Below are 15396 nucleotides of genomic sequence, written 5' to 3' on the forward strand. Positions count from 1 at the left end.
TCTGGGCACCATGGGTCTGGCGATCGGTTTCGATTGTCAGCGTTGGTGATTGCAACGCTTTTTGCGCGAATTAAGGCTGGTTGCAAGGCGCTGATACCAGTCTGGGGGGATCATCCTACCCCTCAAGGTGGGGCCCGCCATCGTCAGAGGCATGCCGGTGAGAGTTGCCACCCCGCAGACAGTTTTCTGGGGCGGCATCGCCGTTTTGTCCGCATTTTCCGGTACGGCTGGTGTTTCATCCCGCACGGGACAGCTTGGGCATTTCGCGTTCGTACCGCCGTCTGTCTTGTTCATGGCGATGCTGAATTCAAATGGCAGGCAGAAAACACTTTGAATATTAGCAAGATAATTTTCCGGGTGGCGTTTTGCGCGGTTTGCCGCAAGGCTTTTGGGCCCGTAACCAGAAGGTCGTCGGTTCAAATCCGGCCACCGCATCCAGAATACCAAAACCCACAGGTTTGCGCCTGTGGGTTTTGGTATTTACGGCGGGTTTGGAAGCAAGGCGCCGATTTCTACATTTCCTTCTCAACCCTTTCCAGCAACCGCGCCATGGTCAGTTCCCTGCCCATGTCCAGCAACAGCCCGTCGATGTGCTCGAAGCTGAAGCGCGAGCCAAGGTACAGGTGCATGTACGCGGCGGGCACACCGCAGTGCGGGGCCATGGCCTCGGCCAGTTCGCGGGTGCGCTGTTGGGCGCGTCCGCTCCAGGGCCAGTCGGAATCGGCCAGAAAGCCGATGGCGTGTTCCGCCCGTACGTGCTCTGGCCGCATGGTCAGGCCGGTCAGGCCGATGTCCAGATAGTGGTTGACCACGGCCAGCGGCTTCACCCCTTCGGCCAGGCTCACGTCATCCAGTCCGTGCATGGCGGCGGTGGCCAGGATTATCTCTTCGTCCGCCCCGCGCGCGGTCAGTTCGCGCAGCACCCATGAGTGGTGGTCTTCGTTGCGGGCAATGAACGGATCCTCGGACTTGTGCAGGGCGTAGTCTGCATCAAAGGCATACACGAAGCGTTTCAGGCAGTCGTGCAGCAGGATGGCGGCATATAGCAGGTCCCGGTCCAGCGGCAGGCCTCGCGCCTCGTGGGCGTCGCCCAGGGCGCGGGCGTTGCGCAGGTCTTGCAGCACATGCAGGGCCAGCCCGCCGATGTGCCCGTGGTGCGCGCCGGATCCTGGCGAGGCGGCAAAGCTCCATGCCGGGTGGCGGCGGTGGGCATAGGGCGTCAGCGGCTCGTCCAGTTCCATGAATTCTTCCACCAGACCGCGCCATACCGGGTTGGTCACGGCGGGGACGAATTCCCGGCGGATGGCGGCCAGTGCGGGTTCACCCTGAAAGCGCGCCAGTCTGGACAGTTCGTGCGGGGGAAGGATGTCGAGTTGCGGCATGGCTGTTTCCTGATCTGCTGCTGTCGTGCCCGCGTGGGCGGACTCGCTTCGTCCGGTCCTGTCTTCTCGCCCCTACTTGATGCCCGCCCGCATGAACGACTGCACGAACTGCCGCTGGAACAGCAGAAAGCCGATCAGCAGCGGGCCGGAGGTCATCAGCGTGGCCGCCGTGATGATCGACCAGTCCACCCCCTGTTCGGTGGACGAGAACACCTGCAAGCCAACGGTAAGCGGGCGCGAATTGGTGGTGTTGGTGACGATGAGCGGCCACAGGAAGTTGTTCCAGTGGTAGCTGACCGAAACTAGGGCGTAGGCCAGGTACACCGGCTTGCCCAGCGGCACGTAGACCTTCCAGAGTATTTGCAGGGTGCTGGCGCCTTCCACGGCGGCGGCCTCGTCCAGTTCCTTCGGTATGCTTTTGAAGGTCTGGCGCAGCAGAAAAATGCCGAAGGCCGACGCCATGTACGGCAGGCCGATGGCCAGCGTGGAATCCAGCACGCCGATGGCCGACATGGTGCGGTAGTTTTCCACCACCAGCACGTCGGGCATGATCATCAGTTGCATCAGCACCAGCGCGAACAATATGCCCTTGCCGGGAAAGTCGTACTTGGCGAAGGCGTAGGCCGCCAGCGTGCACAGCACCAGTTGTCCGGCCAGCACCATGGTCACCAGCAGCACGGTGTTGACCAGGTAGCGGGCAAAGGGGGCCGCGTCCCACGCCGCGCGAAAGTTATCCAGCGTCAACGGCGCGGCGAGCGTGAACCGGGTGGAAAATTCCGAGGGGTGAAAGGCCGTCCATACGGCGTACAGCAGCGGCAGCGCCCACAGCACGGCCAGTGTCCAGGCGGCGGCGGTGTCCAGCACGCGGGCAAGGCCCCGGCTGTCGTAAATGTTGGTCTGGCTCATCTGTAGTGCACCTTGCGATCGAGAAAGCCGAACTGGCCGATGGAGGCCAGCGCCAGAAAGCCCAGCAGCACCATGGTCAGCGCCGCGCCGTAGCCGGTATCCCAGTATTTGAAGCTGACTTCGTAGATGTAGTAGAGCAGCAGCGAGCTGGCGTTGTTGGGGCCGCCCTGGGTAAGCACGAACAGGTGGTCCACCATGCGGAAGGCGTTGATGGTGGCGTTCACCAGCACGAACAGGGTGGTGGGCATCAGCAGCGGTATGACCACCCGGCGGTAGTAGTATAGGCGTGACGCCCCCTCCAGCATGGCCGCCTCGCCCAGTGAAGGCGGTATCTGCTGCAATGCCGCAAGATAGAAGATCATGAAGAAGCCCGCATCCTTCCACACCGCAACGGCGATGACGCACGGCAGCGCCGTGGATTCGCTGCCCAGCCAGTTCACCCCGGCAAGGCCCAGCGCCCCGCGAATCTGCTCCAGCAGGCCGTATTCCGGCGTGTAGAAGAACAGCCAGATGTTGGCCACCGCGATCATGGGCAGCACCGTGGGCACGAAGTAGCACAGCCGCAGCACCGACTGCCCGGCCAGCCCCGCGTTGACCAGAAAGGCCATGGTCATGGCCAGCCCGATGGACAGCGGAATGGTGCCGCTGGCGAACAGCAGGTTGTTCACCAGCGCCTTGCGGAACACCTCGTCCTCCAGCAGGTACTGGTAGTGCTCCAGCCCCACGAACTGCGCGGGCGCGCCGCCCCGTCCATCCAGAAAGAAGCTGTGGATGAAGGTGTTCACCGCCGGGTAGTGGGTGAACGCGGCGATGAACGCCAGGGCGGGCAGCAGCAGGAGCCAGGCGTGGATGGTGCGCATGGTGGCGTGGCTGCGGAAGGCTGGGGGCACGGGAGACCTCCGGATGAACTGTGGCGGCGGATGAACTGTGACGGTGGATGAACTGTGACGGTGGATGAACTGTGGCGGCGGATGAACAGTGCCGGCTGACGGGCTGCGGCGGCTGACGGGCGGTGAACGGCGGTGACGCATGCCGCCCATGCCGCATGCCGCCGGTGCTCCATGCGGTATCCCCAGCCGGGGCGGAGCACATGGCCCCGCCCCGACCGGGCATTCATTCGTCAATGGGCAACGCAGCCTTTCAATCGCCCGGCCAGACGGCCAGGCCGCAAACGCGCGATCCTACTTGCCGTAACGGCGCAGGATGCGTTCCGCTTCCTTCTGGGCGTCCTTCAGGGCGTCGGCGGGCTTCTTGGAGCCGGTCACGGCGGCCTGGATGGCGTCGTCCAGCGCCTTGGTCACGCGCTGGTTGTCATGGGTGGACAGTTCGGGCACGGCGTGGGCCAGTTGGTCGCGGGCCACGGCGGCCACGGGGAACTTGGCCACGTAGTCCTTCATGGCCGGGGTTTCCCACGCGTCGGGGCGCACGGCCACGTAGCCGGTATCGATGCCCCACTGGGCGGCGCGTTCCGCGCTGGTCATCCACTGCACGAAGTCGACCGCAGCCTTGCGCTCTGCGGGGGTGGCCTTCTTGAAGATGTAGAAGTTGCCGCCGCCCGTGGGCGAGCCGGGGCGGGCGCTGGCGGGCAGCATGCCCACGCCGAAGGGGAAGGGCGCGTTGGTGCGCACGTTGGTCAGGTTGCCGGTGGTGGTCCACATGATGGCGGACTTGCGCTCGAAGAAATCGCGCGGGGTGGTGGCCCAGTCGATGGTGCCCTTGGGCGACACCTCGTGCTTGTAGGCCAGATCCACCAGGAATTGCAGGGCCTCGATGGCCTTGGGGTTGTCGAAGTCGGTCTTGGTGCCTTCGGCGTTCATCAGTTCCACGCCGTTCTGGATGGCCAGGGCCTGGAACATCCAGTAGGCGTACCCGGTGGAGGGAATGGCCACGCCCCACTGGGTGACCTTGCCGGAGGCATCGCGCACGGTCAGCTTCTTGCCCATTTCCACCAGTTCGTTCCAGTTGGCGGGCCCCTTTTCGGGATCAAGCCCGGCGGCCTTGAAGGCCTCCTTGTTCCAGTACATCACGATGGTGGAACGCTGGAACGGAATGCCCCAGGTCTTGCCGCCGGTCTGGCTGTTGCGCATGAAACCGGGGAAGAACGCCTTGGTGAAGCCCATTTCCTCCGGCTTCAGGATGTCGTCGTAGGCCACCACCGCGTCTTCGTCGATGAGGGTGTACATGTCGGTGGACAGCAGCACCGCCACGTGCGGCGGCTCGCCCCCGCGCAGGGCGGTAAGGGCCTTGGTGAGGGTTTCGCGGTAGATGCCCGCGTACACCGGAGTGACCTTGATGTCCGGGTGTTCCTTCATGAACTGCTCGGTCATGCCCTCCACGATCTTGGTGATGGGGCCGCCGACGGAAACCGGGAAGTAGAAGGTAAGGTTCACCTTTTCCGCCAGTGCGGTGCCCGCCAGCAGGGTCAGCGACAGCAGGGCAGCCGCCGCCAGGGTGCACGCTTTTCTGAAGCCGGTCATTGTGTGATGCCTCCTGCGTTGTTGCGTTGGGATGTGGGGCGTAAACCGCCGAAATCACCAATACGGGGCGAATGTGTCCGTTGTGTCGCGGGGGGTGTCAGCGGCAGGTGCCGCGCCGCTCGCCGGTTTTTGCATCAAAGATGTGGATGTGCTCGTCCGGGCAGTGCAGGTATATTTCCGCCCCCACGGCGATGGTCGGCACGCCGTCCACCACCACGGAAAGCTCTTCGCCCCCCACGCGGCAACCCAGCACAGAACCGGACCCCAGGTATTCCACGCTTTCGACCACGGCGCGCCAACCTTCGGGCACGATGCGGATGTGTTCCGGGCGGATGCCCAGCACGTAGTCGGCGCTGTCCACCACGCTCACCGTGCCGGACCGGCTGCCCGCCACGCACACGCTGCCGCGCGCATCGTCCAGCCGCACCAGGTTCATGGGCGGGGTGCCGATGAAGTTGCCCGCAAAGGTGGTGGCCGGGCGGGAATACAGTTCGGACGGCGTGGCGTTCTGCACGATGCGCCCGCCCTGCATCAGGATGATGCGGTCGGCCATGCTCATGGCCTCGGTCTGGTCATGGGTGACGTACACCATGGTCATGCCCAGGGTTTGCTGCAGGGCGCGGATTTCTCGCCGCATTTCATGGCGCAGCTTGGCGTCCAGGTTGGAGAGCGGCTCGTCCATCAGGCACACGGCGGCCTCTGCCACCAGGGCGCGGCCCAGGGCCACGCGCTGCTGCTGCCCGCCGGAAAGTTCGCCGGGCTTGCGTTGCAGCAGGGCGGAAAGGCCCAGGATGTCCACGGCGCGGGTGAGGCGCTTTTCGCGCTCCGCCTCCGGCACCTTGCGCACGGTGAGCCCGAACAGGATGTTCTCGCGCACCGTCAGGTGCGGGAACAGCGCATACGACTGGAAGACCATGGCCAGTTGGCGCTGGGCAGGGGGCAGGTGGGTCACGTCGCGCTCGCCGATCATGATCCGGCCAGAGGTGACGGACTCCAGACCCGCGATGAGCCGCAGGGTGGTGGACTTGCCGCAGCCCGAAGGCCCCAGCAGTACCAGCATGGTGCCCTGTTCCACCTCGAAGGAGACGTCGTCCACGGCGCGGACGTCGCCCCAGTGCCTGCTGACGTTCAGAAGTTGAATGGCGGACAATGCGACCCCCTGTCGCTTTGGGTTGGGTGGGGCACGGTACGGACCGGCACGGTGGATGCCGGGAATATGCTGACTGTTACATGCAGCCGCATGGGCTGTCGAAAAATGGCACTGTTATGGACAAGATATGTTTCACATATTTACAGTTTCACGTCAACATTCCGAAATTGTATGATTACTCAGTCATGCGGTCCGATATGGTGACGATGGTGTGGCGTATCGGTGGCGCCGGGCCGTGGCGGGCAGGGCCTTCCGCAGCGCGGATGGCGTGGGGCTGGCCGGGCCCGGCACAGTGCAGAAGCGGTACAGTCCCCTGACGCGTGGATACCGGAGGCCGCGTGCTCTGGCACGGGGCGCCGCCCGTTGCGGAGGAGATGCCGCAATGTTCGGCGGGGATCTTCATTCAGGGCGGGAAGCCGTGGCGAGGGGGGGCAGGTTGTTTTGCGTGGCCGTGAGGAGCGAGCTTTGGCAGCGGCGGTCACCGGGGGCTGGTGCGGGCCGTGTGCGGCTTCGTGCCCGATGGCTGACGCCCGGCAGTGCATGCGCCCATCGGTGATGGGCCGTCACTCCGTTGTGCCGCCATGGCCAGTCGGCGTTATTGTTCCGGGGTTACCGGCTGGCCGTCCACCCAGGCACCCAGCACGGGGATGTCCGCAACGGAGGCCACGCCCGTCGGCCCACCCCGCTCATCCAGCGGATCACGCCCCAGCGCCACCAGGTCGGCCAGCATGCCGGGCAGCAGGCGGCCCTTGTCCGCCTCTTCGAAGGCCGAGAAAGCCGCCTCGGTGGTGAACATGCGCAGGGCCTCTGCCATGGTCACCGACTGTTCGGCAAAGGGGTGGTTCACGGCGGCGGCCATGCCGCGCAGCGGGGTGTAGTTGGTCACCGGGCTGTCGGAGCCGCCGCACACGCGCACCCCGGCGTCGAGGATGGCCCGGTAGGGGTGCAGGCGGCGCATGCGGTGCGGCCCGAACAGCGAAGCCAGATGGGCCATGCGGTCATCGCCGAAGTAGGACTCCACGAAGGCGGGCTGCATGGACGCCACCACCCCGGCGCGGGCCATGCGGTCGATCTGGTCCCAGGTGGGCAGTTCGAAGTGCTCGATGCGGTGGCGACTGTCACTGCGCGGCTCCAGCCGCTGGGCGCGCTCCATGGCCCGCAGCACCTGATCGATGGCCCGCTCGGATTCGCAGTGCACGGCCACCTGCAATCCGCGCGCATGGGCGGACAGCACGAAGTCGTCCATCTCCTGCTGGGAGTACAGCAGGGTGCCGTCGTTGCCGGGGTCGTCACTGTAGGGTTCGAACAGCGCGGCGGTGCGGGCGTCCAGTTCGCCGTCGGCGCAAATGCACCCGCCCACGCGGGGCAGGGCCAGTTGTTCCACTTCGGCCAGGTCCATGCTCTGGTTCCAGCACACCACGCGCAGCGGCAGGCGCGTGGCGTTGTCCAGCAGCACGGGCGAGCCGCCGGGGGTCAGCTCTCCCCCTTCCATGGAATGCACGGTGGTGATGCCCACCCGCAGGGCCGACCGGGCGGCCACCAGGGCGGCGGCGTCCAGATGGGGGCGGTCCATGGAGCGCAGGATGGCCGGAAAGACCCAGGTGAGAATGCCGGGGTCGCGCACCACGCCGGTGAAGGGCGCGGTGCCGCGCCCACCTTCGGTATCCGCGCCGGGCAGCCCGCGCGGCACCGCCAGTTGCCGCAGCGCCGGGGTATTCATGATGCAGCGGTGGCAGGTGGCGTGCATCAGCAGCACGGCCCGGCCCGGCGCTACGGAATCCAGTTCCGCCTTGGTGGGCATGCGCCGCTCCGCAAGGTCCAGTTCCTCCAGCCGGAAGCCGTAGACCATGGCGCCGAAGGGCGCGTTACGGACGGCGTCGGCCACCATGTCCAGCACGTCGCCAAGGGTTTCCGCCACGGAAAGGTCCATGCCCAGGTCCATGATGCCGGTAAGCAGCAGGTGCGAATGGCAGTCGATGAAGCCGGGCAGCACAGTGGCCCCGCCCATGTCGGTGCGGACGAAGCCCCGGTCGGCAAAGGGAGCCAGTTCCGCCGCGCGGCCCACGGCCACGATGCGCCCGCCCTCCACGGCCATGGCATCGGGCAGATCTGCGCCGCGCGACGTGGCCGGGGCCAGCGGATCGCGGAAGCGGGCGTTGACCAGCAGGCGCGCGCCGCCTTGCGCGGCATCGTGATGCGGCGGGCGCACGGCGGCCATGGTTAGGCTTCGCCTCCGCACCCGCAGCCGCAATGGTCGCCGCAGCCGTCCTCGCTGTCGTCTTCGCCGGGCAGGCCGTCCAGCCCGTCAAAGGTCAGCAGGGGGTGGTACAGGTCGGGCCTGCGGTCGCGGAACAGCCCCCACCCGGCGCGTTCCGCGCGGATGGCCTCGAAGTCGAAGGCCGCCGTCAGCACGCATTCCTCGCTGCGGCCTGCCTGTTGCACGATTTCGCCCTGCGGCCCGGCGATGAACGACGAACCGTAGAAGGTCATGGAAAAGCCCTTGCCGAACTCCTCGCCCACCCGGTTGGACGCCACCAGCGGCATCATGTTGGCGGCGGCGTGGCCCTGCATGGTGCGGGTCCAGTGGCCGGACGAATCGCACGCCGGTTCTGCGGGTTCGGAGCCGATGGCCGTGGGGTAGAGCAGCACGTCCGCGCCCAGCAGGGCCATGGACCGCGCGCACTCCGGAAACCACTGGTCCCAGCACACCCCCACGCCCACGGTGCCGTACCGGGTGCGCCACACGCGAAAGCCGGTGTCGCCGGGGCTGAAGTAGAACTTCTCCTCGTAGCCGGGCCCCTGCGGAATGTGCGACTTGCGGTACAGGCCCATCACCCTGCCGTCGGCGTCGATCATGGCCAGCGAATTGTAGTAGACTTGGTTGGAACGCTCGAAGAAGCTGACGGGGATGACCACGCCCAGTTCGGCGGCCAGGGCCGACATGCGGCGTACCGCCGGGCTTTCGTCGAGGGGGCGCGCCAGCGCGAAGTGCTCGGGCAGTTCGTCCTTGCAGAAATACGGGCCGGAAAACAGCTCCTGCGGCAGCACGATGTGCGCGCCCATGGCGGCAGCCTCGCGCACCAGTTCGCAGACGCGGTCGATGTTGCGGGATTCGTTGTCGGTGCAGGCCATCTGGGTGGCGGCGACGATGACTTCGGCCATATGTGGTCCTCCGGGGCGGATTCTGCGTTGCGGGCGCGCGGCGTTGTGCCGTCTGCGCCGGGTTGGGGGCGCCGCGTGCGCCGGAAATGCCCGGCAATGTGCATGCGGCAATGTGCATGCGATGGGGGCGACGTGGGACAGGCGCAAAGGTGCGCGCCGGTCCGAACCTAGACCCCGATGGGGCGCGCTTCAAACAAAAAAACGGGGTGCGGGCCAGCGAGCGCCGGGCAAGGGGCGCATTCCGGCGGTCAGCCGTCCGGAACCATGAACAATGATGCCCGATTTAGGCGAATCTGGAAATATCCGGGTGCGCCCGAGCTGAACGTGCCGCCGTCTTCCTTGCTTCCTTCCTTGCGTCCTTGCTCGCGTACGGCCTGCCTGCGTCTCTCCACTCCTTTCCGCATTCCCCCTCAGTTGGGGGGTTGCCCGTCCGGGGCCGGTACTCTAGAAGGGGCCGGAGAAAACGGCGGCCACCGCCGTGGCATCGGCACGGATATGAATGGCCCGACTGGGCCAGACCGGATGCTGCCAGATCGGATGCGGCCAGACCGGCTGCGTGCGATCCGACTGCATGCGCGGACGCGGCCAGCCCGCCTGCCGCGCCTCACGCCCGATGCCCTCCATGCCCCATGCCCGCCAGAACGTACGCCTGCCTGCGCCAGCGCCGCGCAGGCACAGGAGGATACAGCAATGGAACGCACGTCGCCACCCCTGCCCCCCAATTTTGCCCCCGTGCGGTTGCCGGTGCGCGCCCCTGTCTGCGACGGGCTGCGCATGCCCGCCGAATGGTCCCCCCACGCGGGATGCTGGATGGCCTGGCCCTGCCCGGACCCCCTGCTGGAGGACGCGCTGGACACGGTGCGCACCTCCTTTGCCGGGGTGGTGCGGGCCATCGCCCGCTTCGAGCCGGTGACCCTGCTGGCCAGGCCGCAGGACGCCGAGGTGGCCGCCGCGCTGTGCGGCCCCGGCGTGCAGGTGGTGCCCGCGCCCATCACGGATGCCTGGATGCGCGACTTCGGCCCGACCTTCGTGGTGGACGGCGCGGGCGGCGTTGCGGGCGTGGACTGGATGTTCAATTCGTGGGGGCACACCTACGACGAACCCACCCACGACGACGACGTGGCCCAGCTCATCCTGTCGCGCCTCGGCATGCGGCGCTACGCCGCGCCGTTCATCCTGGAGGGCGGGTCCATCCACGTGGACGGGCAGGGCACCCTGATGACCACGGAGCAGTGCCTGCTGGACCCGCGCCGCAACGCGGGCATGACCAAGGCCGACTTCGAGGAACTGTTCGCCGCGTACCTTGGCGTGCGCAAGGTGATCTGGCTGGGCGAAGGGCTGGAGGGCGACGATACCCACGGGCACGTGGACATCGTCTCCTGCTTCGCAAGGCCGGGCGTGGCGCTGCTGCACCGCTGCGACGATCCGGAGGATCCCAACCACGCGGTGTACCGGGATAACCTGCGCCGGTTGCAACTGGCCACCGACGCCGACGGCAAGCCGTTGGAGATCATCACCATCGCCCAGCCCAACCACGCGGAGCATGGCGGCAAGCGGATGGACCTTTCGTACATCAACTTCTACGTGGCCAACGGGGGCATCGTCATGTCCGCCTTTGGCGCGCCGGGTGGAGGGGCGGACACACAGGCCGCGCTGGACAGGGCCGCCTTAGAGACCTTGCGCCGGGTCTTTCCGGAGCGCGAGGTGGTGCAGGTGCACTCGCTGGACATCTTCCGGGGCGGCGGCGGCATCCACTGCATCACCCAGCAGCAGCCCGTGGGCAGGCCCTTGCCCCCGTTCTGATTCCCGTCGCCGGGAGTTCGCTGTTCCGGTTCCGTCGGCCCGTGGCACCTGCTGCGGGCCGACATGCGTTTGCGGCACGGAGCAGGCGGCAACTGCGGCGACATGCGGCTACGGGCGGCGACATGCGGCTACGGGCGGCGACATGCGGCTACGGGCGGCGACATGCGGCTACGGGCGGCGACATGCGGCTACGGGCGGCGACATGCGGCTACGGGCGGCGACATGCGGCTACGGGCGGCGACATGCGGCTACGGGCGGGAAATGCTCGGGGAATGCGGGCTGCTCAGTCGCGCTTCTTCCGGAACAGGCGCAGCGGATTGGGGATGCGGCCACGAGGGGAAGGCGTGGCCGTGTCGTCCGGGGTGCGGGCGGCGCCACCCGCACGGGGGGCATGGGGGTGCGGCGGAATGCCGCCATGCTGCGGTCCTGCGGGGGCATGGTGTTCGTCGCTATCCGGGTGGGCGTCGTCACGGAAGGGCATGGCCCTGGCCACCGAAGTGGCCATGTCCCCCGCCTTGTGGACCACACCGCCTACCCCATGCACCGTGGCCCGCGCGCCCTTGCGTACCGCGTCGGCGGTGCGGCGGGCGGTGCCCTCGATCCCCGATCGGATGCCGGAAGCCACGCCCCCCATGGCCGCCTTGACCACGGCGCGCACCAGCCCGGCGGTCATGCGGCCCAGCAGGGCCGCCGATTCCCGGTAGGGGTTAGGGCGCGCCGGGCAGCCGGGCAGCACCGGCGACAGCATGTTGCGGGTGACGATGCCCACCCGCAGGGCCAGCAGGGCGTTGGCGGAACCATCCACCAGCGCCGCGGCCAGCAGGGTGCCCATGTGCGAGGCCCCCGGCACCGAGGCCAGCGGCGATGCCGTCAGCAGCGGGCCCAGCAGGGCATGGACGTGCTCCTCCAGTCCGGCCTCTTCCAGCGCGCCCGCCGCCAGCGCCGTGCCCGCCACGTTGATGTACAGGCGCACCATGTCGCGCGGGTGGGGCCGCTGGTCGTAGATGGACGACACGCGCCACACCAGCCGCGCCAGCAATACCAGCACGATGAGGGTGTCCAACCTGCCGTTGCGGGCCACCGCCGTGGAGAGGAAGATGCGCGATGCCGTGCGCTTGGTTTCGCGCAGGGCGGCGGCATCCAGCGCGCGCAGCAGGACGGCGGCTTCCGCAGTTTCCGGGGCAAGGCCCGGAGCAGGGCTGGTGTGCGCCGCCGTGAAGGCGGGAGCGCTCGCCATGTGGGCAAGGCCGCCTTCGCGCAGGTGCGGGTTGCTCCGCAGGCGTGCGGTCAGGCGGCGCAGATAGTCGTGCAGTTCATCCGGCGTGGGGTTCTGCGGCTGGACCAGCGGACGGGGCCGCAGGAACCAGGTGGCCCCCAGCCAGCTCAGCGCGGTGAAGTACGCGGCCATGCCGCTCCAGAACACCGCCTGGCCCAGCAGCGGATGGATGCGCGCGGCCATGTCGGACAGGGTAAGCACCTGCCCGCCGATGAATATGAACAGGCTGGCGCACAAGACTGCCACGAACAGGAACAGGGCACGGGGGACGAACTGGTGCATGGGACTCCTTGCTGCGTGGGGACTGATGCCAGACGGGCCAGACGGGCCGGACGGGCCAGACGGGCCAGACGGGCCAGACGGGCCGGACGAACCGGCGGACCGGTTGGGCGAGACTGCCGGGTCGGGCGGGCCTGCCAGAGCGGTCGGGACTGCCAAAACGGGCGGAACGGGCGGTCGCGATGCGGCTCCGCACGGGCATCAACCGACAGGAACCGGCCACGGTCGAAACGTGATCGGAACGGAGCCGATACCGTCGGGCCGTTTCCTTTAGGTGCGACAGCAAGTGAGTGTCGTCAACCCCGCGAGCGGGAACAACCGGCTGGCGGCGCGGGGACGACATGGGGACGATATGGGAACGACATGGGGAAGGACATGGGGTAGGTGTGTCCGGCTGCGCAGCAGAAGGGGAGACATACCCGGCTGACGTGTCCGGGTGACATGTCCGGCTGACGTGTCCGGCATGTCTGGACGCCGGGCGGAGCGGGCATTCCGGCAGGAGGGCGGGAAAATTGGGAGCAATGCAAGGCGCATGGCCGGTAAGGCAGCATGCCAGGAAGGGCGGCCAGCCCCGCAGGCTATTTGCCGTCCGGCACCTTGTCCTCGAACTGGCGGACCGGCCACGGCAGTACCGTGGCCGCGCTTTCCACGGCACACCGCTCCACGGTGGCGAACCATGCCCGAAAGCGGTCCATGGCCTCGCGTCCGGCGGACGTCAGCCGGTACCCTTCGCGGTTGCTGCCCGCCTTCTCCACCAGACGCAGGCCCAGGGCCGTTTCGGTCTGTTTCAGCTTGCCCCACGCGGCACGGTACGACATGCCCAGCGCCTCTGCCGCCTTTTTCAGCGAACCGTGCTCGTCGATGGCCAGCAGCAGCATGGCCCGGCCCATGCCGAAGACCATCTCGCCATCCTCTTCCAGCCACAGGTGCAGGCGAACGGTTGGGCGAGGGGCGGCAGCCGGGGCTGGGCGAAGGGGAGGGGTGTTCATGCGCGTGTTCCGTGTAGGTGGTGAAACCGCCGCCGGTGCGGCCAAAACGGTGCGGTGATCCCGCGCGGGTCACGCCCTGCATGGTTCGCGTGACTGGCGAGGGTATGTGCTGATCCAAGCATACCTGCTCATAATGACATAATCGAGGGGCGATGAAAACCGGCCTTGGCCGGTCCGGTTTGTCGGTTTACACCCGCTGCCCCATCGGCGGATACGCCCGCGGCATCGCCACAGCTCCACTGCCGTCCCGCCGCTGTCCCTCCAATGTCAGGCCGCTGTCCCTCCAGCGTCAGGCTGACATTGGGCTGACGTTGGGCCGAGGTTGGGCCGAGGTTCCCCCTCTGCCGTCCGTGGGATGCGCCGTGCGAGACCACCCGTCGCCGTGCGGCAGCCTCCGGTTGCCACGGAAAGCGCCGACCGGGTGTCCGGTCGGCGCTGGTGGGCAGTGGTGACCATACGGTGCGGGCCGTACGGTGCATACGCGTCGTCAGGCTACTTCTTCTTGGGAGCGGCGTCCTTCTTGGCCTGCGCGCTCATGTGGCAGGGACGGCAGCCCGAGAATTCGGGATTGTCCTTGGCCATCTGCTTGTGGCAGCCGTAGCAGGAACGGTCGGTGTCCTTGGCGTGGTACGCCACGAACATGCTCATGGTGTCACGCTCGCGCGGGCCGGGGGTGGCATGGCAGTCGTTGTTGGTGCACGAGGCAAAGGGCTTCGCGGGGTCGGGCGTGTCGTGGTGACACTGCTCGCACGCAACGTCCTTGTGGGTGGTGTGGTTGAACTTCACGTGCATCCGCTTGGAGGTGCCGTGCTTCAGCTCTATGGCCTTCTTCGGGGCCTTGGCGGCGTCTCCGGCGTCTGCCGCCAGGGACGTGCCTGCCACGAGAAGGGTCAGTGCAAACAGGGAGATGACCAGGTATTTCATCAAGGTGCTCCTGTTCAATACATATTCCAGAAGGAAGGTCTGAGCGGGCGCAACTTCTTGCGCGCCGCGACCATGTCCAGATGCATCATGCCCAGGGCCAGGGCGTCCAGATTGGGGACGGCCTCGCGTTCCCGCAGGTCCACGGTGGGACAATAGGTGTTGCACTTGGTGCACCAGTCCAGCCGTTCGCCTCGGGCGGCCTCGGTTTCGCGCAGCATTTCCATGGTGCCGCTGGCCTCCTTTCCGCACGAGGGGCAGGCCCCCCGCAGGAACTTCCAGCCAGTTCCGCATTGCGAACAATGCAGATGCTTCTTGCCGCCGCCACCGGCCAGGTAGGCGTTCCTTTCGTCCAGCATGGGCTTGTCCAGCCAGGCGATGGTGGGAAAGGCGCCGCACACCGGGCAGTAGCCCTGCTGCCATGCCCCGTCCTTGTCCCAGGGGGTTTCCCCGTCTTCGGGCAGGGCGTTGGCAACCATGGCATGCAGCACCGGCGACAGCACGAAGCCGGTGACGAACGCAAGCACCTCCGGATCCACGCCGCCATCACTGGCGATGGATTCGATGGACCTGCCCGCCACCACGGCCTCGGCCAGGGCGTCGCGGCTGTCATTGGAGTCCATTGGGGCTTCCGTCGGGGTTTCCACCGGGCGCAGGAAGAACGCCCGCAACGCTTTCGCGTGCGGCGCCACCGCTTCTATGGTGGTCAGAAGCGGCAACAGTTCTTCCGCCGCCTGGCGCATGGGCCCGGCTGCGCCGGACAGGGAAACGCCCGCCAGCAGGGATACCCCCTGCTGGGCGCGGTCCCACTGGAGTTCCGGCAGGCGCAGGCCCGCCTGGCGCACGGACTCCGCCAGTTTTCCGGCCAGCGCGTCGCCGGCGGAAAGCAGGGGTTCGAAGGCCCGCAGCACGGGTTCAAGGACAGGACGACGGGCGGTGACATCAGCCAGCGTATCCGCGACACTTTGGTGTTTGGCGGCCATGAATGCTCCACGAGAACCGGAGGCCGGGGCCTCCATCAAAGGGTGAACGCGGCGCGCAGGGCGCCCGC

The 15396-nt window shown here is 67.3% G+C and carries 12 protein-coding genes; 1 reads left to right on the forward strand and 11 read right to left on the reverse strand.

Annotated elements, in window-relative coordinates:
- Positions 1-512: 512 nt before the first annotated feature.
- The 7 genes from K6142_RS13390 to aguB form a co-directional block, all read right to left on the reverse strand.
- Positions 513-1382 (reverse strand): hypothetical protein, encoded by an 870-nt coding sequence (locus K6142_RS13390; protein ID WP_190243549.1) that lies wholly within the window; start codon positions 1380-1382, stop codon positions 513-515.
- 72 nt (positions 1383-1454) lie between these two features.
- Entirely contained in the window at positions 1455-2288 is an 834-nt protein-coding gene (locus tag K6142_RS13395; protein ID WP_012611807.1) for a carbohydrate ABC transporter permease, read from the reverse strand.
- Positions 2285-3148, reverse strand: a complete 864-nt coding sequence (locus K6142_RS13400; protein WP_041727916.1) for a carbohydrate ABC transporter permease — start codon at positions 3146-3148, stop codon at positions 2285-2287. Before K6142_RS13400 ends, K6142_RS13395 begins: the two co-directional genes overlap by 4 nt.
- A gap of 321 nt (positions 3149-3469) precedes the next feature.
- Entirely contained in the window at positions 3470-4765 is a 1296-nt protein-coding gene (locus K6142_RS13405) for an ABC transporter substrate-binding protein (protein ID WP_190243548.1), read from the reverse strand.
- A gap of 97 nt (positions 4766-4862) precedes the next feature.
- On the reverse strand, positions 4863-5915 hold the full coding sequence (locus tag K6142_RS13410; RefSeq protein ID WP_012611804.1) for an ABC transporter ATP-binding protein: 1053 nt from the start codon (positions 5913-5915) through the stop codon (positions 4863-4865).
- A gap of 595 nt (positions 5916-6510) precedes the next feature.
- Complete coding sequence (locus tag K6142_RS13415; protein WP_190243547.1) at positions 6511-8133, reverse strand: amidohydrolase; 1623 nt, start codon at positions 8131-8133, stop codon at positions 6511-6513.
- 2 nt (positions 8134-8135) lie between these two features.
- On the reverse strand, positions 8136-9077 hold the full coding sequence (aguB, locus tag K6142_RS13420; RefSeq protein WP_012611802.1) for an N-carbamoylputrescine amidase: 942 nt from the start codon (positions 9075-9077) through the stop codon (positions 8136-8138).
- 690 nt (positions 9078-9767) lie between these two features.
- Here aguB and K6142_RS13425 point away from each other — a divergent pair.
- Positions 9768-10880, forward strand: coding sequence for an agmatine/peptidylarginine deiminase (locus K6142_RS13425; RefSeq protein ID WP_190243546.1), 1113 nt, complete (start codon positions 9768-9770; stop codon positions 10878-10880).
- 283 nt (positions 10881-11163) lie between these two features.
- Here K6142_RS13425 and K6142_RS13430 read toward each other — a convergent pair whose 3' ends face one another.
- From K6142_RS13430 to K6142_RS13445, 4 genes are all read right to left on the reverse strand, one after another.
- Positions 11164-12438, reverse strand: a complete 1275-nt coding sequence (locus K6142_RS13430) for a DUF697 domain-containing protein (RefSeq protein WP_190243545.1) — start codon at positions 12436-12438, stop codon at positions 11164-11166.
- Positions 12439-13013: 575 nt separating this feature from the next.
- Complete coding sequence (locus K6142_RS13435; protein WP_190243544.1) at positions 13014-13424, reverse strand: winged helix-turn-helix domain-containing protein; 411 nt, start codon at positions 13422-13424, stop codon at positions 13014-13016.
- A 492-nt stretch (positions 13425-13916) separates the two neighbouring features.
- Complete coding sequence (locus K6142_RS13440) at positions 13917-14348, reverse strand: formate dehydrogenase subunit gamma cytochrome c-553 (RefSeq protein ID WP_190243543.1); 432 nt, start codon at positions 14346-14348, stop codon at positions 13917-13919.
- 14 nt (positions 14349-14362) lie between these two features.
- A complete protein-coding gene (locus K6142_RS13445) occupies positions 14363-15328 on the reverse strand; it encodes a formate dehydrogenase accessory protein FdhE (protein WP_190243542.1) in 966 nt (321 codons plus the stop codon).
- Between the last annotated feature and the right edge of the window lie 68 nt (positions 15329-15396).

The organism is Nitratidesulfovibrio sp. SRB-5 (genome assembly GCF_019931275.1).
Lineage (GTDB): Bacteria > Desulfobacterota > Desulfovibrionia > Desulfovibrionales > Desulfovibrionaceae > Cupidesulfovibrio.

Excerpts from the sequence above, each read along its gene's own strand:
- K6142_RS13445 (WP_190243542.1), bottom strand. The coding sequence starts at position 15,328 with ATGGCCGCCAAACACCAAAGTGTCGCGGATACGCTGGCTGATGTCACC.
- K6142_RS13440 (WP_190243543.1), bottom strand. The coding sequence starts at position 14,348 with ATGAAATACCTGGTCATCTCCCTGTTTGCACTGACCCTTCTCGTGGCA.
- K6142_RS13425 (WP_190243546.1), top strand. The coding sequence starts at position 9,768 with ATGGAACGCACGTCGCCACCCCTGCCCCCCAATTTTGCCCCCGTGCGG.
- K6142_RS13405 (WP_190243548.1), bottom strand. The coding sequence starts at position 4,765 with ATGACCGGCTTCAGAAAAGCGTGCACCCTGGCGGCGGCTGCCCTGCTG.
- K6142_RS13400 (WP_041727916.1), bottom strand. The coding sequence starts at position 3,148 with ATGCGCACCATCCACGCCTGGCTCCTGCTGCTGCCCGCCCTGGCGTTC.
- K6142_RS13435 (WP_190243544.1), bottom strand. The coding sequence starts at position 13,424 with ATGAACACCCCTCCCCTTCGCCCAGCCCCGGCTGCCGCCCCTCGCCCA.
- K6142_RS13390 (WP_190243549.1), bottom strand. The coding sequence starts at position 1,382 with ATGCCGCAACTCGACATCCTTCCCCCGCACGAACTGTCCAGACTGGCG.
- aguB (WP_012611802.1), bottom strand. The coding sequence starts at position 9,077 with ATGGCCGAAGTCATCGTCGCCGCCACCCAGATGGCCTGCACCGACAAC.
- K6142_RS13430 (WP_190243545.1), bottom strand. The coding sequence starts at position 12,438 with ATGCACCAGTTCGTCCCCCGTGCCCTGTTCCTGTTCGTGGCAGTCTTG.
- K6142_RS13395 (WP_012611807.1), bottom strand. The coding sequence starts at position 2,288 with ATGAGCCAGACCAACATTTACGACAGCCGGGGCCTTGCCCGCGTGCTG.
- K6142_RS13415 (WP_190243547.1), bottom strand. The coding sequence starts at position 8,133 with ATGGCCGCCGTGCGCCCGCCGCATCACGATGCCGCGCAAGGCGGCGCG.